Origin of the sequence: Thiohalobacter thiocyanaticus (genome assembly GCF_002356355.1) — a bacterium.
GTDB classification, from domain to species: domain Bacteria; phylum Pseudomonadota; class Gammaproteobacteria; order Thiohalobacterales; family Thiohalobacteraceae; genus Thiohalobacter; species Thiohalobacter thiocyanaticus_A.
On record NZ_AP018052.1, the window covers coordinates 2,545,536 to 2,566,803 of the forward strand.

Consider the following 21,268-nt stretch of genomic DNA (forward strand, 5'->3'; position numbering starts at 1 on the left):
CCGTACCGGCGGATCGCCGGCTTGATACAGCAAGTGTAAGACATGCCCCGGGCCTGGCAACAGCGCAGACTCGCCCCGATCCGACCGGGCTGATATCCTCACGCCCCACCGCAGACAGGCCTCGACACTCCTTCCTGACCATGCAGACAGATGTCGTCATCATCGGCGCCAGCGCCGCCGGACTCATGTGCGCCGCCGAGGCGGGCAGACGCGGGCGCCGGGTAGTGGTACTCGATCATGCCAACAGGGCCGGGAAGAAGATCCTCATGTCCGGCGGCGGACGCTGCAACTTCACCAACCTGGACGTCAGCGCCGACAACTACATCTCCGACAACCCGCATTTCTGCAAATCGGCGCTCAGCCGCTACACCCAGTGGGACTTCATCGCCCTGGTCGACCGTTACGGCATCCCCTGGCACGAGCGGGATCACGGCCAGCTGTTCTGCAATGACAGCGCCCGCGACATCCTCGACATGCTGCTGAACGAATGCCGGAAGGCAGGGGTCGAGATCCGGCTGAACTGCGCCATTGATCGCATCGACAAGACCGATGCAGGCTTCACTATCGATAGCTCGAAGGGGATGTTCAAGGCCGGGGCCTGCGTCATCGCCACCGGCGGCCTGTCCATCCCGCGGATGTGTGCCAGTCCCTTCGGCTACCAGGTGGCCGGGCAGTTCGGCCACCGCATTGTCCCGACCCGCCCCGGCCTGGTGCCCTTTACCCTGCAGCCGGGCGACAAGGCGCGCTTCGCCGAACTCGCCGGCATCGCCGTGGACAGCCAGGTCAGCAATGCCCGCATCACGTTTCGGGAAAACCTCCTGTTCACCCACCGCGGCCTGAGCGGGCCGGCGATCCTGCAGATGTCCTCTTACTGGCAGCCGGGCGAGGCGGTCAGCATCAACCTGCTGCCCGATCTGGATGCGGCCGCCTGGCTGAAGACACGGCAGGCAGCACAACCCAACAGTCACCTGAAAACCGTACTGAGCGAATGGCTACCGAAACGCCTGATCAGTGCCATGCTCGGGACGGAATCGGCCGATCAACCCCTGCAGTCGCTCTCACATCGCCGGTTCGAGGCCATCGCCGAATCTCTGCAGCACTGGCAGCTCAGACCCAACGGCACCGAAGGCTACCGCACGGCAGAGGTCACCGTGGGCGGCGTGGACTGCGACGAACTGTCATCGAAAACCCTGGAATCGAAACGGGTAGCCGGCCTGTATTTCGTCGGCGAGGTGGTGGATGTCACCGGCTGGCTGGGCGGCTACAATTTCCAGTGGGCCTGGTCCTCGGGCTGGGCAGCGGGACAGGTCGTCTGAAGTCAGCGAAAGACTGACAATCCATCTCGAGAGTGACAGGGCGGTTACGCATCCCATCCACATCAAGCGGGATTTTCCATCCTGTACCATCACGCCCCCTTGCAATCCCGACGCAACACTGCGCGCAACCGCCCCGGCGTCGATCCCGGCATCGTCATCCATGACTGAGACCGATTGGATGTTAATGTAAGACAACAATCTGCCGATAAATCCACACGGTGCATTATCAAGGTCACGGGAGCCGCTGAGTGCAGCCGGAATGAGACAGTCTCCCTTGAACAACCCGGCGCGTTTCACACTGGAACAGGCCGCACGACCAGGCTTCCGAGTCCGCATGCAACCCACGCAGGATAACCACGACAATGAATGGGTATTTCCTGCAGAAAACCTGGCGTAATTATCGTATAGGCGTAAAATTTTGATTCACATTTTGCGTGCCAGCGGGGACAGGAAATGAACACTGTAAGCAGTATTGCCGGTTCTGGCGGGAGAGCCCGCGGTTACAGGAAACCGCGACTGGTTCACCGCCGGCATGACAGCAGCTCGCAGACCGGCGAGAAATCACAACACGTCCTCATCCTGGACGACCAGTCCATCGGCAGACGGATCCTCGAAGGGATCGTCCACACCCTCGACGACAAGATCGAGATCACCAGCTTCTCCGACCCGAACGAGGCGCTGCAGCAGATTCATGATGTCGCGCCCGATCTGATCCTCACTGATTACCGTATGCCGCAGATGAACGGTGTTGAGTTCATCAGGCGCGTCAGGAATATCAACAGCTGCTGTGATATCCCGATTGTCATGATTACGGTGGTCGGCGACCGCAGCGTCCGATACGAAGCACTCAACGCCGGGGCGACGGATTTTCTGACCCGGCCGCTGGATCAATACGAATGCCGCAGCCGCTGCCGCAATCTGCTGACCATCCGCAGACAGCAGACCATCATTCAGGATCGGGCAGACTGGCTGCAGACGCAGGTGGAGTTGGCCACCCGCCGGATAATCGCACGGGAACGTGAAACCCTGCTGCGGCTGGCCAAGGCGGGCGAATACCGGGACGAGGACACCGGCAACCACATTCTGCGCATCGCCAGGTACAGCCGCGCCATCGCCGAGCATCTCGGCCTCTCCAAGGCGGACTGTGACGAAATCGAGTACGCCTCGCCGATGCATGATATCGGCAAGATCGGAATCCCCGATCACATCCTGCTCAAATCAGGGAAACTCACCCCACAGGAGTGGGAATGGATGAAACAGCATACGGTGATCGGCCATGGCATACTGGCTGACAGCGATTCCCGCTTCATCCAGCTCGGCGCAGTCATCGCGCTCAGCCACCATGAAAAATTTGACGGAACCGGCTATCCTTACGGTCTCAGCGGCGAGGATATTCCGCTGGCGGCCCGGATCGTCGCCGTTGCCGACGTATACGATGCGCTCCGATCGACCCGCCCCTACAAACCGGCATGGGAGCGGCAGAAAGCGGTCGATTTCATAAACGAGCAGTCCGGGAAGCATTTCGATCCGGTCTGCGTCGAGGCCTTCAACAACCAGCTGGAGCTTATCGACGAGATCGAAATGCAGCTGAATGACACCACGGATCAGTGACTCTGAACAAGCGGGCTCGTGATTGATGCCCCCGGAACAAACGGACGTCTGGATGCAGTACAATCAATATACAATAAAAACTGCATGGAACAGGGCCAGGAAAACGCTGGCGGCCAGGGAAGACAGCGAACACGAACAGGCCCTCATCCGCCTCGCCATCGGCGGCATCATCTTCCTCTATTTCATCTCGCCGATGCCATTGCTCTGGGACGAGCATGAATCAAATCTTCTCTTCCCCAGACTGATCAGCGGCAGCTTCCTCCTGGTATCGCTGGGCATCATTGCCGCCATCCTGATAAGACCCGCGAAATCCACCGCCAGACGCCTGCTGGGCATGGTCGTCGATCTCGCCACCCTCTCCCTGGTTATGGCCCTGACGGGAGGCTACGGAACACCGCTGTTCGCCATCTATCTGTGGGTGATCGTCGGCAACGGCTTCCGTTACGGCGAGCGCTATGTGGACATCTCGATGGCACTGAGCCTTGTCGGCTTCTCCGCGGTTCTGCTGTTGAGCGAGTATTGGCAGCAGCACCTGGACATCGGCGTCAGCCTGCTGTTGCTGCTCATCATGCTGCCGCTCTACATCAAGGTACTGCTGCGCAAACTCTACGAGGCGATTCAGAAGGCCAACCAGGCCAACGAGGCGAAATCGCGCTTCCTGGCCAATATGAGCCACGAACTCCGCACCCCGCTCAACGGGGTTATCGGGATGAGCGAATTGCTGCAGGATACGCACCTGGATGACGAGCAGCGCGACCTGGTCAAGACGGTCCACCTCTCGGCAAGGACGCTGCTCGGCCTGATCAACAATGTTCTCGACCTCACCAGGATCGAGGCAGGCAAGACCAGCATAGAGAAGAACCGCTTCGATCTGCACTCGCTGGTAAACAGCACGGTGCGACTGCTCGAGGTACAGGGCAAACGCAAGGAACTGCTTGTCTCCGCCCATATCGACCCGCAGATTCCGTTCATGCTCGAGGGAGATGAACTTCACCTCAGGCAGGTACTGGTGAACCTGCTCGGCAACGCCATCAAATTCACCGATCACGGATCCGTAACGCTGCGCGTCCTGCCGGCGGGCGGAACCAGCTTCAAACCCCGCATACGTTTCGAAATCGAAGATACCGGGATCGGTATTGCGGAGGACAAACTCGACCACATCTTCGAGAATTTCAGCCAGGCCGATCACTCCGTCACACGACAGTATGGCGGCTCGGGACTGGGAACAACGATCGCCAAGCAGTTGGTGGAACTCATGGAGGGCACCATCGGCGTCCGGAGCACGCCGGGAGAGGGCTCCACCTTCTGGTTTGAAGTTCCGATGACACTACTGCGCGATGAGGTGGAAAGCGACAACGGCAGGCTGGAGTCAATGCGTATCCTGCTGCTCGCCAGCGAGAAGCTGGCTGCGGCAATCCGCCCTGCCCTGCGCGGCTGGGGGGTCGAGTTCGATTGGGCGACCACCCCTGCGCATGCGCTTTCGCTGATGCTGGAGGCAAGCGAGAGCGAATGCGCCTACGACGTGGCGCTGCTCGACCAGACCGCACTCAATATGGAGCCGGACCTGTTCGCCAGAGTCATTCGCAGCGACGACTCCATTATGGAGATCGCACTGATCCTCCTTGTGGACAGAGAGCTCGATCGTGTCGGCATGCACAGGCTTGAATGCGACTATTCCTCCGTCCTGTCGCAGCCGCCGGAGAAAACCTTTCTGTTCAACGCCATCCATGCCGCACGCAGCGAAGTGCAGCTGGATGAAAACGTCGTCACTCTATCCGACTACCACCGCCAGAACAGCAGCGTCTCCGAACTCAATATCCTCGTTGCCGAAGACAACGACATCAACCAGAAGGTTATCAACGGCATCCTCAAGCGCGCGGGACACCATGTCGACATCGTGGACGATGGCGAGAAAGCGCTGGATGCACTAACCGACGGCCGCCGACACTACGATCTTGCAATCCTCGACATGAACATGCCGCATAGCAGTGGCATCGAAGTGCTGAAGGCATTCCGATTCTACGATACTTCGGGTTCGGTACCGGTGATCATGGTCACCGCCGATGCCACGCTGGAGACAATGAACAGCTGCCTGGATGCCGGCGCACACGCCTATATCACCAAGCCGATCGACGCCCACAATCTTCTGGAGACGATTGCCGGACTGGTCAGGGGCGGTGAGGCAACCACAGGACGCACAGCGGACACTGAACGGCAAGGCAGGACCAGCAGCCTGACAAAGAACATCGTTCTCGACCAGGAAGCACTGAACCGTCTCGCCAATCTGGGTTCTGGAATCGACTTCGTGGCAGAACTTATCGATGGCTTCTGCGACGACAGTCGCGCACTGCTGCGCCGGGCGGAGCAGGCGATCGAGGAACAGGACTACCTTGATTTTCGCGAGGCGGTACACGCGCTCAAGGGTAGCGCGGTCGAACTCGGCGCCATAGAATTCGTGCAGCTCTGCGAAAAGACCGAAACGATCAAGCCCTATGAAATGTCGGGCGCCGCCCCCGCGAACAGCATGAGGCAGCTGCGCCTCGCCCATGGACACCTGCTCGAGACAATGCAGGGATATCTTACTCAACAACGCGAAATGCGTTGAAACCACCCCATTTTGCGGAATGGAGTGGCCCCAGAAAACCCCGTGCCGCAAGTCTCCTACTTGGCGTTCTGCCGACTGACAAGACGCTCCATCATACGCAGATCACGCTTCCCCAGGCGCAGCGCTGCTTCGACCCAGACCGTGGTGATAGCGAGAAGCTCCCTGTAATCCAGGGTATTGCAGATATCCCTGACCTCACGCATGGCACGATATCCGTTGGCAGCCCTGTCGGCACGCTTGATGTACTCGAGCACGGCCAACTCACCCTCACCCTTCTCAGCGAGGATATCCACCACCCCCATCTCATACAGTTCCTCGGCAGTGTAGAGTTGCCCGCTCAGAATCATCTGTTCGGCCCGCCCGGTACCGATTCTCCGCGACAGCAGGCTGTAGGCACCCATCCCCGGGAACAGATTGAACAGGATCTCAGGCAGTCCCATCCGGGTGCCGCGCTCCGCAATGAGCACGTTGCTCGACAGTGCCGCCTCGAATCCGCCGCCCAGCGCATCGCCCTGCACCAGCGATATCGTGGTCAGGTCGCGCTCCAGATGGACAATATTCTGGTAGAGAACATTGATGCATGCCTTGGCATAATCGAGCAGGCCATCATGATCACCGGCGGCGATCAGGGAACGGAACAGATTGAGATCACCGCCGAGATTGAAGACACCATCGACGTCGGAAGCAAGCACCAGATAACGGTAGTCACGCCCTCCCTCGCTATCCTGCTCCTGGCGGACGCAGGTGAACCACTGATCGATGTCCTGCAGCAACTCGGGATTGAAGCAGGGACGCGGTGCTGCATGCATAAAGTACCAGCCGACCCTGTACTTCTCCTCGTAGTGGGTTGTGAGGTGGCGGTAAGGGGTATTCTCGGAAATCTGAAGCGCTGAAACACGATCACTGGCCAGACTGTACATTGGTCTCTCCTGGGTAACGGTTGATAGTCTACGCAAATGCAACATCCCCTTGCGTATATATCAATGCCGGTGGAAATCCACAAATCCATCTGATCGGAAGCCGCAACCCTGCTGTAATAACCACTACGGCATTGATTAATAAATATTACACACATCAACAAATTACCCAATCGCACCCAGTTTGACCAGCGCTATAAACCTCACATGCTCCATTCTTATGACGGGCGCGTGATTCATGCTAAGCTGCGCGTATGATATGCGGGGCGCTACATGCGTTCGTTGTTGAGAGTCGTCAGCAGGAGACCTCCGCTGCCGCCCTCCCAAGGACCCAGGTCACTGAGCAGGCTCAAAGTGCACGGACTCCTGGAAAGCCGCGACTATGCGGAACTTCACAGCATCCTCAACTACCTCGGCATCGCCGCGTTCGTGATCGACGTTGAGGGCGACGACGTCTATCGTCTTGCCGCCATCAATGAACGCCATGAGCAGTTGACCGGGATGCGGCACGCCGACTGCGCGGGGCGGAGGATCGATGAGATCCTCTCTTTGGAGGTAGCCGAGCAGGTCAAGATCAACTATCGTCGCTGCGTACACCAACGCGCCCCCATTGACTACGACGAGAGCCTGGAGCTGCCAAACGGCACCAGTTACTGGCGCACCAACCTGGTACCCTATATCGATGCCTCGGGCCGGGTATTCCGCCTGCTGGGCACGTCCTTTGAAATCAGTCGCACCGTTCATCTGGAACAGAAAGCCCGCTACCAATCCAGCCTTCTGGATGCCTATCTGGAAGAGTCGCCCGATGGCATCCTGGTGGTAGATGCCGACAATCACATCAAAAACTGGAACCGGCGCTTTCTGGAAATCTGGAATATCCCGGCCGACGTCATGGATGCCCGTGATGGCGCCCGGGCACTGGAAATTGTCCGGGCGCAATTGCGGGATCCCGATGAATTCGTCGACCGGATCAGGGAGTTGTACCAGCGCCTGGATCAGGAGGAGAAGGAGCACCGGATCAGGATGCGCGACGGCCGCATCCTCGAGCGCTATTCCCGGGGTCTCAGGGATCGCGAAGGGACCTGGTGGGGACGGATCTGGTTCTACCGTGACATCACCGAGCAGGAACGAATCACGGAGAAACTGGTGCAGCTGTCCCGCACCGATATGCTGACGGATATCGCCAACCGGCGGGCATTCATGGACACACTGGCCGAGGAATACCAGCGCGCCCGCCGCTACGGGCACCCGTTCACAGTGCTCATGATCGATCTTGATCACTTCAAGGCCGTCAATGACCGCTACGGCCACGAGGGCGGCGACGCGGCCCTGAAGGCCTTCAGTCAGACGATCAAACCCATGCTGCGCCACACCGATCAGTTCGCACGCATGGGCGGGGAGGAATTCGCCCTCCTGCTTCCCGAAAGCGGCCTGGATGAGGCAATGCAACTCGCCGAACGCATTGGCCAGGCAGTCGCCGCAATCGAGGTGAACTGTCGACGCGGTTCCTTCGGGATAACCGCCAGCATCGGCGTCAGCGCACTGCAGCCGCAGGATGCCGACCCCGAGGAGCCCCTCGGCCGTGCCGACAGGGCGCTCTATACCGCAAAGGAGGCGGGCAGGAACCGGGTGGCCTGCAACTGAGAAGGATTGCCTGTGCTTCTCCCCGCAACGGCCGGTGGCGCAGCCCCGTCCGTCACGCCTCACGTCAGCCGCGCAGGGGATGCGGGGACACCACATTGGGACAGACCGCCCGCACCTCGTCATACAGGGCGGCCGGCGCCCGGACATAGCGTTGGGAGTGATGAAACGGGATCAGCGTCCCGACACCGGCGGCGGCTGCGATCTCGCCACAGGCCCGGGCAGTCAGATGGCCGGTGCGCTCGGCCTGGCCCGCCTCCGTCTCGCGAAAGACCGCCTCGCAGAAAAAGGTATGGGCACCCCGGGCCAGGCGGATCAGTCGTTCGCGATTGGCCGGGTTGTCGGCGAGATCGGTGGCATAGACCAGAGTCTGCCCCGGCTGGGACAGCAGCAGACGCTCAGCCAGTTCCCCGGCCCGGACGCTGCGGCCAGCGGGCAGCGTGATCGCCGCATCGACCGCGCCCTCGCCGATCCGGCGCTTGAGGTCGGTCAGCCAGGGCCCCGGCTCGACGCCCAGGGCCAGCAGGCGATCCTTGCGCACCTGCAGGAGCTGCGACGTCTCGTAGGCATAGGCCAGCACCGGGATACCGTGATCCAGTTTCACGGCCCGGATCCGGAACCCCGACTCGGTGTGCAGGACCCCGTCGTGGACGCACTGCTCGTCCAGTTCCTCCACCCGCTCCCGCCCGACCTGCAGACGAAAGCGGCGCAGACGGCTGTCGTCGTGCAGTTCATGGACCTCGAAGTGCGGGCCGCGCTCGCCGATCCGGTCCCAGCGGATGCCCTGGATCATGCCCTGGATATGCTGGTGCAAGCCAGGAGGACCATACAGGCGGCAGACCGTGGCCACGCCGACACGGGACCGCAGCAGCCGCAGGAAGCCCATGATGTGATCGGCATGGGCGTGGCTGATGAATACGTCCGTCACCTGATGCACCACCCGCACCGGCAGACGTTCGGATTCCCCCAGATCGAACAGCAGGCTGCGGCGTTGATGGCGCAGCCGCAGGTGCAGCAGCGGGTCGCCGAAGATCCCGTTGACCAGCATGGCGGTCCCTGTCCCCAGGGTCGCCACCGGTCGCGGCCCGCCGTCGTCGGGCCCGGCGCTGCGGGTGAGCATGTCCGGCGGCGGCCGGTACCAGGCTACGTGCGCGGCGGCGGGTGCAGCCGTCTCCAGTTCGCCGCGGGCATTGCGCGCGGCGTCGCGGATAACCAGGGCAGCCGCCGCCCCTGACGTCATGGCCAGCTGGGCACGCAACTGCCCGTCCTCGCAGCCGATGACCTCGCCCAGGGCCAGGGTCCGTTGCGCGGCATCCACCAGGGCCAGCTGTCGGCCACGCCAGGCGGCCGCCGCCCCGGCCGGCGGCGGCGTACCCACCACCGGCAGCCGCTCCAGTTCGAGGCTGACCTCCCCGGCCGCGGCCAGATACGCCTCCCACTGCCGCGTCCGGTTGCGGGCGCGCATGCGCCGCCCCGGCCGACGTGCCGAGGCCACGGCGGGCACCACCCGGGGTTGGCAGCCGCTGGCCGCCAACTCCTCGCGCAGCGGCGGGGAACTGACATGATGGGTCACGCACAATGCGACCTCGGCCGCGGTCACTTCAAGCAACCCAAGCAGCAGTTCCGCCCCGGCCACCCCACGCACCACGCCGGGGGCATCGATCAGCAGGGTACCCCCTGTGTCCCGCGCGAGCAGCCGCCCTACGGCAGCGAGCAGCGGCAGGCGGAAACGGCCGGCATCCAGGCTGCATAACGCCTCCATGGCAACCGGCTGCCAGCCAGTCCCGCACCACTGGCCAAGAGCGACGGCACCGGGCACCCCGAAGGCGGGGCTGCCCGGATCGGCACCGAGGCAGACGCAGTCACGTCCACGCGCCGCCAGCGCGGCTGCCAGACCCGCGGCCAGGGTGGATTTCCCGCTACCGGGTTCGCCGTACAGCAACACCCGGCGATCGGCCTTCGCCAGCACAGCCTCCAGCACCGCCTCCGCCGAAGGGGGCAGCAGGGGAATGGCAGTGGCTGAGGTCATAGGTTCAGATCCCGACCGGCAGCGGACCGATCTTGCTCCTGACTCAAGTGTACCGGACGATCCGTATGCTGTGACCGGAACAGACCCGGTCATGATGCAGATCCCCCCCGCTGCATTGTGGTTGGCGCCGGTACGCGGACCCGGCTCAGTCGAGTTTCAGCAGCGGATAACGCTGACGATCGGTACGGGACCAGAGGGACAAACCGGCCTGCTGGCCCAGCGTCTCGACGGCCAGGATGTAATCCGGATCCTCGAAGTCGATCTGTGTCTGCGCCTCGGAGGACGTATTCATAAGGATGTAGTGATCGAGTTGCTGCTCCTGCTCCTGACTCGAAAGCCGTCCCTTGAAGCCCCGGCGGTGCATGCGGACATGAAAACGCCTGCCTCCCAGTTCGCCAAGCCAGGGCACGATCGCCCGACGGCAGCCTTCTTCGAACCCCTCGACCGCCTGAAAGGTGAACCGGACAGTCACCGGCATCACCCGGGCCAGCGCCGAGCGCAAGCCCGGGTGCGACTCAAGATGGTCTGCCAGGCTGCGTATAAATCCTTGTATATCTGGGACCTGCATGAGCAGAACATTGTAGTAGTCAGTCTTGTAGACAGTGCCGAACCTGCTCAGCGCCTGGCGTACCAGGGTGTAAGTTCCATCCTGGACGGTAATAACGACATTCCAGTCCTGCATGGGAAGCCCCGCTCAATCGCCTGAAATCACGCCAGGGTAACTGTGATGATTTCCCCTTCCGTCATTCCCGCGAAGCCGGGAATCCAGCGGTTTGAGCGACATGGATGCCCGCCACCGAGGCATGACGAATACATCAGAGGTTCCCTGAAGTATAGACAGGTGTGGCGGGGGACCCTCGAATGTCCTGGCAGAGGACAACCGGCCGGTTATACCGGACGATGTGGCTCGGCTGTATGCTTACCCCCTGCTGAATTATCCTTCTGATCGCTCATCGCAACGACATCAGGGATGGGCGTCAGGTATAAAAAGTTCATTACGCATTTCCGAGGCAGGCATGCGACATGTCCAGCCGGCATGCCGACAGCGTCCGCGCCCGCCATCCCATCACAGACCGGACTCCGGATATCGCGGCGGTGGGCCCCTGGTCTATTCGCTTCACCCGACTGCCGGTCCGCCCTGTACCGGAATAACGTCGGCCAGCTGCTCTACTCGGCATTGATCTCCGACCTCGAGTTGTCTTCGGGCGAGGTACCACCAGCCCTCTCATTGGAACGAACGCTCTGAGAGAAAGCCACGCTGATCCACATCGAGTGCAGTCGCAACAAGTTAAAAACGAATATGCATCGCCTGTACCGACATAGACTCGAATCACCAATGCGGTTGGAACAGGCCTCCGGCAAGACAGCGCTCGATAATCGCGATCGAATCGATGGCCGTATTCGACACAAACAGGTCTTTTTCAACGCCGCGTTCATCAATCACGAGGCGCATCTGGCCAATGAACTCCTCCTGATCGCCGAGAACGGAGAGAACGCCGAACTACGAACAGACTATGCAAAGATGCTCGGCGCTGGGATGGGGTATAACAACCCACCGTCATTCACGACATCATCGCTGACATTCGTGAAGTGGAGCATGAGATAAACATTTGATGGGCACAAAAAAACCGGCTGCTGAGAGCCGGTTGTTTCGTGATTTGGCGGAGAGGGAGGGATTCGAACCCTCGATACGGGATTACCGTATACACACTTTCCAGGCGTGCTCCTTCAACCACTCGGACACCTCTCCGGAGATACGCGCCCGGTTTGCATCGGGACGACGAAAGCGGGGTAGGATAAACTGCCCCGGGAAAATTGTAAACCTGAACATTGCCAGTTCGATCAGATAGTTGAGGAAGCTGCGGGATGTGATATGGCGAAATCCCCGCTCCTGCAGCGGGCCTTGAGCAACGGGCGGCCGGCATACCGCTACGATAGCTGGCTTGCGCCACTGCAGAAACCGACTAACTTTCCTGAAGGCGGGCCGTTGCTGGCCTCAAATGCCGGACACACCACAAATAAACCAGGAGGCAGACATGCGGCGCTTGTATTTTCTCGTTCCCGATATCGGGACGGCGAAGGCCATCGTGGATGAGCTGCTCCTGGCCAGGATCGAGGAGCGGCGTATCCATGTACTGGCCCGGGAAGGCACGCCAATGGAAGATCTGCCCGAGGCGAAGCTGTCCCAGAAAAGCGACCTCGTGCCCGCCCTCGAACGCGGACTCGCCATCGGCGGTGCCGCCGGTATTCTTGCCGGGATCGTGGCCGTGAGCTTCCCTCCCGCCGGACTCGTTCTCGGTGGTGGGGCCATTCTGGCTACCGGCCTGACCGGTGCCGGTGTCGGTGCCCTTATGTCCAGCATGATCGGGGTGGATGTAGCGAATTCGCGGCTGAAGCAGTTTCAGCAGGCCATAGAGTCGGGAAAGCTGCTGATGATGGTCGATACCGACAAGGGCCGGGTCGAGGAGATCGAGAACAAAATCAAACAGCATCACCCCGAGGCCGAGGTTCACGGCACCGAGCCGACGATCCCTTCGTTTCCCTGAGGAAGCGTATTTTCCCGACCGCCCACCTGCGAGCAAGCGCCGACGTTTGAGTCACTGCGTTGCCTAGCGGATATAGGCGTCGCTGGCGTAGCGACGCATCATGCGGTGGCTGTTGAAGTAGGACGCGTTCTTGGCGATCACATTCTTCATCAACCGGAGCCAGCCTGCCCGGTCCTGGTAGAACAGCGGCAATACCACCTGATCGAGCTTCTCATACAGATGGGTGGCGTCATCGCCATCGGCATCACCATTGCCGATGGCCCAGCCGGTAACGCCCTCGATGCGCCCCTCGCTCCACCAGCCGTCCAGCACGCTCAGATGGGGCACGCCATTGAACGCCGCTTTCATGCCGCTGGTGCCCGAGGCCTCCCAGGGCGGCAGCGGAGTGTTGAGCCAGACATCGACGCCCGCGACCAGGGTCGCGGCCACCGCCATGTCGTAGTTGGGTATATAAGCGGTCTGGATCACTCCAGCCAGTTCATGCATGTGGGCGTGGATCGCCTCGATGGCGCGCTTGCCCTCCTCGTCCCGGGGATGTGCCTTGCCGGCCATCACGATCTGCAGCGGGTGGTTACCGGCAATCGCCTTCAACCGGGCGATGTCGCTGAACAGCAACTCAGGACGCTTGTAGGCGGTCATGCGGCGGGCGAAGCCGAGAGTAAAGGCCTCCGGGTCGAGCCCGATGCCGGTCCGGTCCCGGACCAGGGCCACAAGATCCCGCCGGGCAGCCTGATGCGCCTGCCAGACCGCCTCGTCCGAGAGGCAGCAATCGGCGCGCACCAGCAACTCCGGTTCGTGACTCCATCCTGGCAGGGACCGGTCGTAGAGGCCGGCGAAGGCGACATGGGTCCAGGTCTGGGGATGCACGCCATTGGTCACATAACGCACGTGGTAGCCGGGAAACAGGTGTTGCGAGGTCTCGGCATGACGGCGGGCGACGCCATTGACATAGTCGCTGCTGTTGAGCGCCAGCCGGGTCATGTTCAGCTGGTCCTCCCCGGCCAGGCGCCGGAGCGTCTGGCGGTCGATGAAATCCCCCAGCACCCGGTCGACCAGGTCATAGGGAAACTTGTCGTGTCCCGCCTCGACCGGGGTGTGGGTGGTGAAGTTGCACAGATCACGTACCCGCGGGATGTCGTAGGGGGTTTCGCCAGGCCGTAGATCGTCATTCGGGTAGGCATAGCGATTCATCAGTTCCAGGCACAGCAGGGCCGCATGGCCCTCGTTCATGTGGTACTGGCGCACCCGGAAACCGAGTGCATGCAGCATGCGCGCCCCGCCGATGCCAAGCACGATCTCCTGCTTCAGGCGATACGCGGCATCGCCGCCGTAGAGATAATGCGTCAGTTCGCAGTCGTCGGCGGAGTTCTCGCCCAGGTCCGTATCCAGCAGGATCACCGGCTGGCGGCCGCCCAGGCCGCCTTCCAGCACATACAGCCAGCCGCCGACCCAGACATCCCGCCCCTCGATGGGCACCACCACCCGTGCCTGCAACGGGCGGGCGCGCTCTGACGGCTCCCAGGGATCGGCCTCTTCCTGCTGGCGGCCGTTCGCGTCCAGCCGCTGGCGGAAATAGCCCTTGCGGCTGGCCAGGCTGACCGTGACCAGCGGCAGTTCCAGGTCCGCTGCAGAGCGGACCGTGTCGCCGGCGAGTACACCCAGGCCGCCGCTGTAGGTCGGGATGTCGGGTCGCAGCGCGACCTCCATCGTCAGATAGGCGATACGTTCAGTGTTAAGGAATTCACGCGGCATGGGTGCTGCCTCTACTCCCGCTGGCTGGCCACAGGCGCTTATAAGCGGTTCCTGTCATGCAGTAAGTATAGAGCTTGTTATGTTCGCACTTTCGGCGCTGTCGTCTGCGTGGTCGAACACAGGGTTCTCACCAGGGCCGCTCTCTCCGCCATATAAAAAGGGCCCCGGTTGGGGCCCTTTTTATATGGCGGAGAGAGAGGGATTCGAACCCTCGATGGAGCTTTTAACCCCATACTCCCTTAGCAGGGGAGCGCCTTCAGCCGCTCGGCCATCTCTCCGGGTTGGAAGATGCGTAGGATACCGGCGCGGCCGGTCGAGGTAAAGTATGTAACTCTGGAATCAAGGGCTTCCGGATCAGTCGCCCTTGGCGGTAGCGACGGGTTCCTCGCCGTTTTCCTTCTGGATGCGCTCGTAGATCTCCTCGCGGTGAACGGCGACGTCCTTGGGCGCATTCACCCCGATCCGAACCTGATTACCCTTCACCCCCAGAACGGTCACGGTCACTTCGTCACCGATCATCAGGGTTTCGCCAACCCGGCGAGTCAGAATCAACATGTGTTATCTCCTTAACACTTTCAATTACGAGCAACTCAAAAGAACCCGGTGCGGCCGGTAGCGCCAACATCCCACTGGTGCATGCACGTCAGCACACACTCTATGTCGGCACGGGCATCGGAAACTATAGTCAATTTTCCGTCCCCAGCCATTTATAGATTTCTATTTATTTCAGAATGTTGGCAACCCAAGCGCTGAGCGGCGACATTTTTCCGCGGCTCAACCCGCAGCCGGGGCCTCGAGCTGGAAGGCGTCGTGCAGCGCACGCACCCCCAGTTCGAGGTATTTTTCGTCCACCACCACGGAAATCTTGATCTCCGAGGTCGAGATCATGCGGATATTGATACCCTCGTTGGCCAGGGTCTCGAACATGGTTGAGGCGATGCCGGCGTGGCTGCGCATGCCCACGCCCACCAGCGACAGCTTGACGATCTTGTCGTCGCCGGCCACCTCGCGCGCCCCCATCTCACCGGCGGTCCGGCGGACCACCTCAAGGGCGCGCTCGTAGTCGTTGCGGTGCACGGTGAAGGTGAAGTCGGTGGTCGCGCCGTCCGGGGCCATGTTCTGCACGATCATGTCCACCTCGATATTGGCCGCGGCCACCGGGCCGAGCAGCTTGTGCGCCACACCGGGCTGGTCGGGCACGCCCAGCACCGTGATCTTGGCCTCGTCGCGGTTGAAGGCGATGCCGGAAATCAGGGCGTTTTCCATGGTCTCATCCTCGTAGGTGATCAGGGTCCCGGGGCCCTCCTGGAAGGAGGACAGGACCCGCAGCGGGACATTGTACTTGCCGGCGAACTCGACCGAGCGGATCTGCAGTACCTTGGAGCCGAGGCTGGCCATCTCCAGCATCTCCTCGAAGGTGATGCGCTCCAGCCGGCGGGCATGGGGCACCACGCGCGGATCGGTGGTGTAGACACCGTCGACGTCGGTGAAGATCTGGCATTCATCGGCCTTGAGGGCGGCGGCCAGGGCCACGGCGGTGGTGTCCGAACCGCCCCGGCCCAGGGTGGTGATATTGCCCTGCTCGTCCACGCCCTGGAAGCCGGCGACGACCACCACCTTGCCTTCCTTCAGATCCTGCTGGATGCGGCTGCCGTCGATGCCCTGGATGCGGGCCTTGCAGTGGGCGTTGTCGGTCAGGATGTGGACCTGGCTGCCGGTATAGGACTTGGCCGGGCAGCCGCGCTTCTGCAGCGCCATGCTGAGCAGGGCGATGGTGACCTGCTCGCCGGTGGACAGCAGCACGTCCATCTCGCGCGGCGGCGGCGCCTCGCTCAGCGCGCGGGCCAGGCCGATGAGACGGTCGGTCTCGCCGCTCATGGCCGAGACCACCACCACCACGTCATCGCCGTTGTCGCGGTATTGCTTGATCTTGGCGGCGACGGCCTCGATGCGCTCGGGGCTGCCGACCGAGGTGCCGCCGAATTTCTGTACCAGCAGTGCCATGCGTGTAAACCCGATTGTCTGGCCCCGGGCGGGGCACGAAAGGCGTGAATTAAACTACAAATCGCGGCGGGATGAAACGCCCGATGGGATTTTCGGGCATGAAAACAATAAACGTCATTGCGAGGAACGAAGTGACGCGGCAATCTCTAACCGGCTGATTATGCGGGACGAGATTGCCACGCTACGCTCGCAATGACAGAGACCGCTCAGGCGCTCTGGCTTTCTGTCAGCACGGAGCGCACCCATTCCGGCACCGAGGCCAGGGCCGCGTCCAGATGCTCGGGCTGACTGCCGCCGGCCTGGGCCATGTCGGGCCGCCCGCCCCCCTTGCCACCCACCTGCCGGGCCACGTGATTGACCAGTTCGCCGGCCTTGACGCGCCCGGTCTCGGCCTTGGTCACGCCGGCGGCCAGGCTGATCTTGTCATCATTGACCGCGGCCAGCACGATGGCCGCTGCCCCCAGCTTGTTCTTGAGCTGGTCCAGGGTGTCGCGCAGCGACTTGGGATCGGCGCCGTCCAGGCGGGCGGCCAGCACCTGGATGCCCTCGACCTCCACCGCCTCGCTGGCCAGATCGCCGCCGCGGCTGCTGGCCAGCTTGCTCTTGAGCTGCTCCAGTTCCTTCTCCAGCTGGCGGTTCTTCTCCAGCAGCTGCTGCACCCGGGATTCGGCGTCCTGGCTGCTGCCCTTGACCAGGCGCGCGATGCGACCCAGCGCCTGCTCGGTCTGCTCGACGTAAGCCAGGGCCCGGTCGCCGGTGACCGCCTCGATGCGGCGCACGCCGGAGGCGATGCCGGTTTCATTGGTGATCTTGAACAGGCCGATATCGCCGACCCGCTCGACGTGGGTACCGCCGCACAGCTCGACCGAGAAGTCGCCCATGCTCAGCACCCGCACCTGATCGCCGTACTTCTCGCCGAACAGGGCCATGGCCCCGGCCTGCATGGCGGAATCGATGTCCATGATGCGGGTATCGACCGACACGTTGCGGCGGATCTGGTCGTTGACCATATTCTCGATGCGCTGCAGTTCCTCGGGCGTGATCGCCTGGGGATGGGAGAAATCGAAGCGCAGCCGCTCGGGCTCGACCAGCGAGCCCTTCTGCTGCACATGCTCGCCCAGCAGCCGGCGCAGGGCGGCGTGCAGCAGGTGGGTGGCGGAGTGGTTGAGCCGGGTGGCCTGGCGGCGTTCGGCGTCGACCCGGGCCTCGACCTGCTCGCCCAGCTTGAGTTCGCCGGATTCGAGCACGCCGATATGGGCGTGCGCGCCGGTGCCGCGCTTCTGGGTGTCGTTGACGGTGAAGCGGGCGCCGGCGGTCTCCAGCGTGCCGCTGTCGCCCACCTGGCCGCCGCTCTCGGCATAGAAGGGGGTGTTGTCCAGAATCACGATGCCCGACTCGCCGGCATGCAGCACCTCGACCGGCTCGGCGCCGCGGAACAGCGCGGCGATCCGGCCGCGGTCGATCAGGTGTTCGTAGCCGGTGAATTCGCTGCTGCACCGGACCTCGATGTCGCTGGAGTAGTCGGCGCCGAACTGGCTGGCGGCGCGAGCGCGCTCGCGCTGGGCGGCCATCTCGCGCTCGAAGCCGGCCATGTCCAGGGTGAGCTCGCGCTCGCGGGCGATGTCGGCGGTCAGATCCACCGGGAAGCCGTAGGTGTCATAGAGCTTGAACACCGTCTCACCCGGAATTTCCTTGCCGGACAGACCGGCGATATCGGCCTCCAGGATCTTCATACCCTGGTCCAGGGTCTCGGCGAAGCGTTCCTCTTCCTGTCGCAAGGCCCGCTCGACCTGGGCCTGCGCCTGCGTGAGTTCCGGATAGGCCTCACCCATCTCGGCGACCAGCGGCGCGACCAGCTTGTGGAAGAAGATGCCATCGGCGCCGAGGCGATAGCCGTGGCGCACGGCGCGGCGCACGATGCGGCGCAGCACATAGCCGCGGCCCTCGTTGGAGGGCAGCACGCCGTCGGTGATCAGGAAGGCGCAGGAGCGGATGTGATCGGCGATCACCCGCAGCGAACTCTGGCCCGCATCCTTCACCCCGACCACCTCGGCGGCGGCCAGGATCAGGTTGCGGAACAGGTCGATCTCGTAGTTGCTGTGCACGCCCTGCAGCACGGCGGCCAGGCGCTCCAGGCCCATGCCGGTATCCACCGAGGGCTTGGGCAGCGGGCTCATGTTGCCGTCCTTGTCCCGGTTGTACTGCATGAACACCAGGTTCCAGATCTCGATGTAGCGGTCGCCGTCCTCCTCCGGGGTGCCGGGCGGACCGCCTTCGACCTCGGGGCCGTGATCGTAGAAGATCTCGGTGCAGGGGCCGCAGGGGCCGGTGTCGCCCATGGACCAGAAGTTGTCGCTTTCGTATCTGGCCCCGCCGGGCTTGTCGCCGATGCGGGTGAAGCGATCGGGGTCGACGCCGATTTCGTTCAGCCAGATGTCGGCGGCCTCGTCGTCCTCCTCGTACACGGTCACCCACAGCTTCTCCGCCGGCAGACCGGCGGTCTGCGTCAGGAACTCCCAGGCGTACTGGATGGCCTCGCGCTTGAAATAGTCGCCGAAGCTGAAGTTGCCCAGCATCTCGAAGAAGGTGTGGTGGCGGGCGGTGTAGCCGACGTTCTCCAGGTCGTTGTGCTTGCCGCCGGCGCGCACGCAGCGCTGGGAACTGGCCGCGCGGCTGTAGCTGCGGGTCTCCTTGCCGACGAAGACATCCTTGAACTGGACCATGCCGGCATTGGTGAACAGCAGGGTCGGGTCGTTGGCCGGCACGAGCGGACTCGACGCCACGACCTCGTGGCCGCGCTCGCGGAAGAATTCCAGAAACAGGGTGCGGATGTCCGCGCTTGTCTTCATGCCGCTCATTCCCACAACCGTATGAATCGCGGTTGTCATGCCTGTGATCGTCATCCCGGTGCAGGCCGGGATCCAGATACCGCTGCGGCCACTGGATCCCGGCCTGCACCGGGATGACGGGTAATGTGTCGGGCCTGGACACAAGCCCGCTGGATCCGGCTCAAAGCTTACCTGATGCGGGACCGCGCGTCACCGGTCCGCCGGGTCGTTCTCCAGCGCGACGCGGCATTGCTCGGCGTCGAAACCGCGGTTGTTGAGAAACCGCAGCTGCCGGGCCTGCTCCCGGAAATCGGCCGGGGCCGCCGCCCCGAAGCGCTTGTGCCGGGCGGCGCGGGCGGCGGCGAACCAGTCCACCTCCAGCGCTCCCAGCGCCGCCGCGATCAGGCCGTCGTCAATGCCGCGCTCGCGCAGTTCCTGACGGATACGCACCGGGCCGTAGCCGCGCTGCTCGCGGCCGCGGGCATAGTGCTCGGCAAAGCGCGCCTCGCTCTGCAGCCCCTGCGCAGTCAGCTCCGCCAGCACCGGTTCAACCTCGTCAGAACCGTAGCCGCGCTGCTCCAGCTTGCGCAGCAGTTCCCGGCGACTGTGCTCGCGCCGGGCCAGCAGTTCGACCAGCTTGTGCTCGATCTCGACCGAACGGTCTCCCGGTTCCGGCATTTCGGCTTCGTCCTGTTCCGACATGATTCCGGGTCCCATAAAGACATTACCCGGCCGAAGCCGGGCAATATCCGTTACGCGAAGTCTTTGGACTTGTCTAGTGCGGTGATAATAACGCGGAGGGCGCAGAGGCACAGAGGCGCAAAGGTTTTTTCAATATATTGATCTTTCTTTGCGTCTCCGCGCCTCTGCGTTCATGCCACCGTCGCGACTAGTTCAGCGCCTCCGGCTCGGGCGCCTCGTCCATGGCCTCCTCGGCACTGGACTTGGGCTTGACCAGCAGTCTGGCCCGCAGCTGCTGATCGATGTCGTTGGCGATGTCCGGGTTTTCCTTGAGGAAGTTGCGCACGTTCTCCTTGCCCTGGCCGATGCGTTCGCCCTGGTAGGAGTACCAGGCGCCGGACTTCTCGACCAGGCCCTCGGCCACGCCCATGTCGATGATCTCGCCCTCGCGCGAGATGCCCTCGCCGTAAAGGATCTCGAACTCGACCTGCTTGAAGGGCGGGGCCATCTTGTTCTTGACCACCTTGACGCGGGTCTGGTTGCCGACGATCTCGTCGCCCTTCTTGATGGCACCGATGCGGCGGATGTCCAGGCGCACCGAGGAGTAGAACTTGAGGGCGTTGCCGCCGGTGGTGGTCTCGGGATTGCCGAACATGACGCCGATCTTCATGCGGATCTGGTTGATGAAGATGACCAGGGTGTTGGAGCGCTTGATGTTGCCGGTGAGCTTGCGCAGGGCCTGGGACATCAGGCGCGCCTGCAGGCCGACGTGGGAGTCGCCCATCTCGCCCTCGATCTCGGCCTTGGGGGTGAGCGCGGCGACCGAGTCGACCACCACCACGTCCACGGCGCCGGAGCGCACCAGCATGTCGGCGATCTCCAGCGCCTGTTCGCCGGTGTCGGGCTGGGAGACCAGCAGGTCGTCGACGTTCACGCCCAGCTTCTCGGCATAGGTGGGATCCAGCGCATGCTCGGCGTCGACGAAGGCGGCGGTGCCGCCGGTCTTCTGGCATTCGGCGATCGCCTGCAGGGTGAGCGTGGTCTTGCCGGAGGATTCCGGCCCGTAGATCTCGACCACGCGGCCGGCGGGCAGGCCGCCGATGCCCAGGGCCACGTCCAGTCCCAGCGAGCCGGTGGAGATGGCCTCGACATCGCGCACGGCGCCGACGTCGCCCATCCGCATCACGGCACCCTTGCCGAACTGTTTTTCGATCTGGTTGAGAGCGGCACTCAGGGCCTTGCGCTTGTTGTCGTCCATAGGGGTCTCCAGGCTGTGCTGTCAGGGGTGTTCGGGCCGTGCCCTTGTGGTTGTTTGTTATACTGGATGTTTATCCAGTT

Annotated in this window: 15 protein-coding genes and 2 tRNA genes; 6 read left to right on the forward strand and 11 right to left on the reverse strand. The window is 62.7% G+C overall.

What is annotated here, in order from left to right; all coding sequences use genetic code 11:
- Window positions 1-140: 140 nt before the first annotated feature.
- The 3 genes from CFK21_RS11780 to CFK21_RS11790 all read left to right on the forward strand — a co-directional run bounded on the left by CFK21_RS11780 (window position 141) and on the right by CFK21_RS11790 (window position 5,532).
- Window positions 141-1,316, forward strand: coding sequence for an NAD(P)/FAD-dependent oxidoreductase (locus CFK21_RS11780; protein ID WP_096366843.1), 1,176 nt, complete (start codon window positions 141-143; stop codon window positions 1,314-1,316).
- Window positions 1,317-1,769: 453 nt separating this feature from the next.
- Window positions 1,770-2,927, forward strand: a complete 1,158-nt coding sequence (locus tag CFK21_RS11785) for an HD domain-containing phosphohydrolase (protein ID WP_096366844.1) — start codon at window positions 1,770-1,772, stop codon at window positions 2,925-2,927.
- Window positions 2,928-2,979: 52 nt separating this feature from the next.
- Window positions 2,980-5,532 carry an ATP-binding protein gene (locus tag CFK21_RS11790; protein ID WP_172844299.1) on the forward strand — a complete coding sequence of 851 codons (2,553 nt, stop codon included), beginning with the start codon at window positions 2,980-2,982 and terminating at the stop codon, window positions 5,530-5,532.
- A gap of 56 nt (window positions 5,533-5,588) precedes the next feature.
- Here the strand turns inward: CFK21_RS11790 and CFK21_RS11795 are convergent, their stop codons facing one another.
- Window positions 5,589-6,452: a crotonase/enoyl-CoA hydratase family protein gene (locus CFK21_RS11795; RefSeq protein ID WP_096366846.1), complete on the reverse strand. Its 864-nt coding sequence runs from the start codon at window positions 6,450-6,452 to the stop codon at window positions 5,589-5,591.
- Between the two features lie 351 nt (window positions 6,453-6,803).
- Between CFK21_RS11795 and CFK21_RS11800 the strand changes: the two genes are divergently transcribed.
- A complete protein-coding gene (locus CFK21_RS11800; protein ID WP_172844300.1) occupies window positions 6,804-8,093 on the forward strand; it encodes a sensor domain-containing diguanylate cyclase in 1,290 nt (429 codons plus the stop codon).
- A gap of 64 nt (window positions 8,094-8,157) precedes the next feature.
- Here the strand turns inward: CFK21_RS11800 and CFK21_RS11805 are convergent, their stop codons facing one another.
- Both CFK21_RS11805 and CFK21_RS11810 read right to left on the reverse strand, forming a co-directional pair.
- Window positions 8,158-10,119 carry a Clp1/GlmU family protein gene (locus CFK21_RS11805; RefSeq protein ID WP_096366848.1) on the reverse strand — a complete coding sequence of 654 codons (1,962 nt, stop codon included), beginning with the start codon at window positions 10,117-10,119 and terminating at the stop codon, window positions 8,158-8,160.
- A 145-nt stretch (window positions 10,120-10,264) separates the two neighbouring features.
- Entirely contained in the window at window positions 10,265-10,801 is a 537-nt protein-coding gene (locus CFK21_RS11810) for a THUMP domain-containing protein (RefSeq protein ID WP_096366849.1), read from the reverse strand.
- 654 nt (window positions 10,802-11,455) lie between these two features.
- Between CFK21_RS11810 and CFK21_RS11815 the strand changes: the two genes are divergently transcribed.
- The gene (locus CFK21_RS11815) at window positions 11,456-11,725 is read left to right on the forward strand and encodes a hypothetical protein (RefSeq protein WP_096366850.1); all 270 of its coding nucleotides are present in this window, start codon (window positions 11,456-11,458) and stop codon (window positions 11,723-11,725) included.
- 53 nt (window positions 11,726-11,778) lie between these two features.
- Here the strand turns inward: CFK21_RS11815 and CFK21_RS11820 are convergent.
- Window positions 11,779-11,869 (reverse strand) — tRNA-Ser (locus CFK21_RS11820).
- A gap of 286 nt (window positions 11,870-12,155) precedes the next feature.
- On the opposite strand from CFK21_RS11820, the gene CFK21_RS11825 reads away from it, so the two are divergent.
- Window positions 12,156-12,665 carry a DUF1269 domain-containing protein gene (locus tag CFK21_RS11825; RefSeq protein ID WP_096367601.1) on the forward strand — a complete coding sequence of 170 codons (510 nt, stop codon included), beginning with the start codon at window positions 12,156-12,158 and terminating at the stop codon, window positions 12,663-12,665.
- Between the two features lie 63 nt (window positions 12,666-12,728).
- Here the strand turns inward: CFK21_RS11825 and glgP are convergent, their stop codons facing one another.
- The 7 genes from glgP to recA all read right to left on the reverse strand — a co-directional run bounded on the left by glgP (window position 12,729) and on the right by recA (window position 21,188).
- Window positions 12,729-14,417: an alpha-glucan family phosphorylase gene (gene glgP / locus CFK21_RS11830; protein ID WP_096366851.1), complete on the reverse strand. Its 1,689-nt coding sequence runs from the start codon at window positions 14,415-14,417 to the stop codon at window positions 12,729-12,731.
- Between the two features lie 185 nt (window positions 14,418-14,602).
- Window positions 14,603-14,695 (reverse strand) — tRNA-Ser (locus tag CFK21_RS11835).
- Between the two features lie 76 nt (window positions 14,696-14,771).
- Entirely contained in the window at window positions 14,772-14,972 is a 201-nt protein-coding gene (gene csrA / locus CFK21_RS11840) for a carbon storage regulator CsrA (RefSeq protein ID WP_096366852.1), read from the reverse strand.
- A 219-nt stretch (window positions 14,973-15,191) separates the two neighbouring features.
- Window positions 15,192-16,421 (reverse strand): aspartate kinase, encoded by a 1,230-nt coding sequence (locus CFK21_RS11845; protein WP_096366853.1) that lies wholly within the window; start codon window positions 16,419-16,421, stop codon window positions 15,192-15,194.
- A 206-nt stretch (window positions 16,422-16,627) separates the two neighbouring features.
- Window positions 16,628-19,270 carry an alanine--tRNA ligase gene (gene alaS / locus CFK21_RS11850; protein WP_096367602.1) on the reverse strand — a complete coding sequence of 881 codons (2,643 nt, stop codon included), beginning with the start codon at window positions 19,268-19,270 and terminating at the stop codon, window positions 16,628-16,630.
- 189 nt (window positions 19,271-19,459) lie between these two features.
- On the reverse strand, window positions 19,460-19,951 hold the full coding sequence (locus CFK21_RS11855; RefSeq protein WP_231971507.1) for a regulatory protein RecX: 492 nt from the start codon (window positions 19,949-19,951) through the stop codon (window positions 19,460-19,462).
- 187 nt (window positions 19,952-20,138) lie between these two features.
- A complete protein-coding gene (recA, locus tag CFK21_RS11860; RefSeq protein ID WP_096366854.1) occupies window positions 20,139-21,188 on the reverse strand; it encodes a recombinase RecA in 1,050 nt (349 codons plus the stop codon).
- Between the last annotated feature and the right edge of the window lie 80 nt (window positions 21,189-21,268).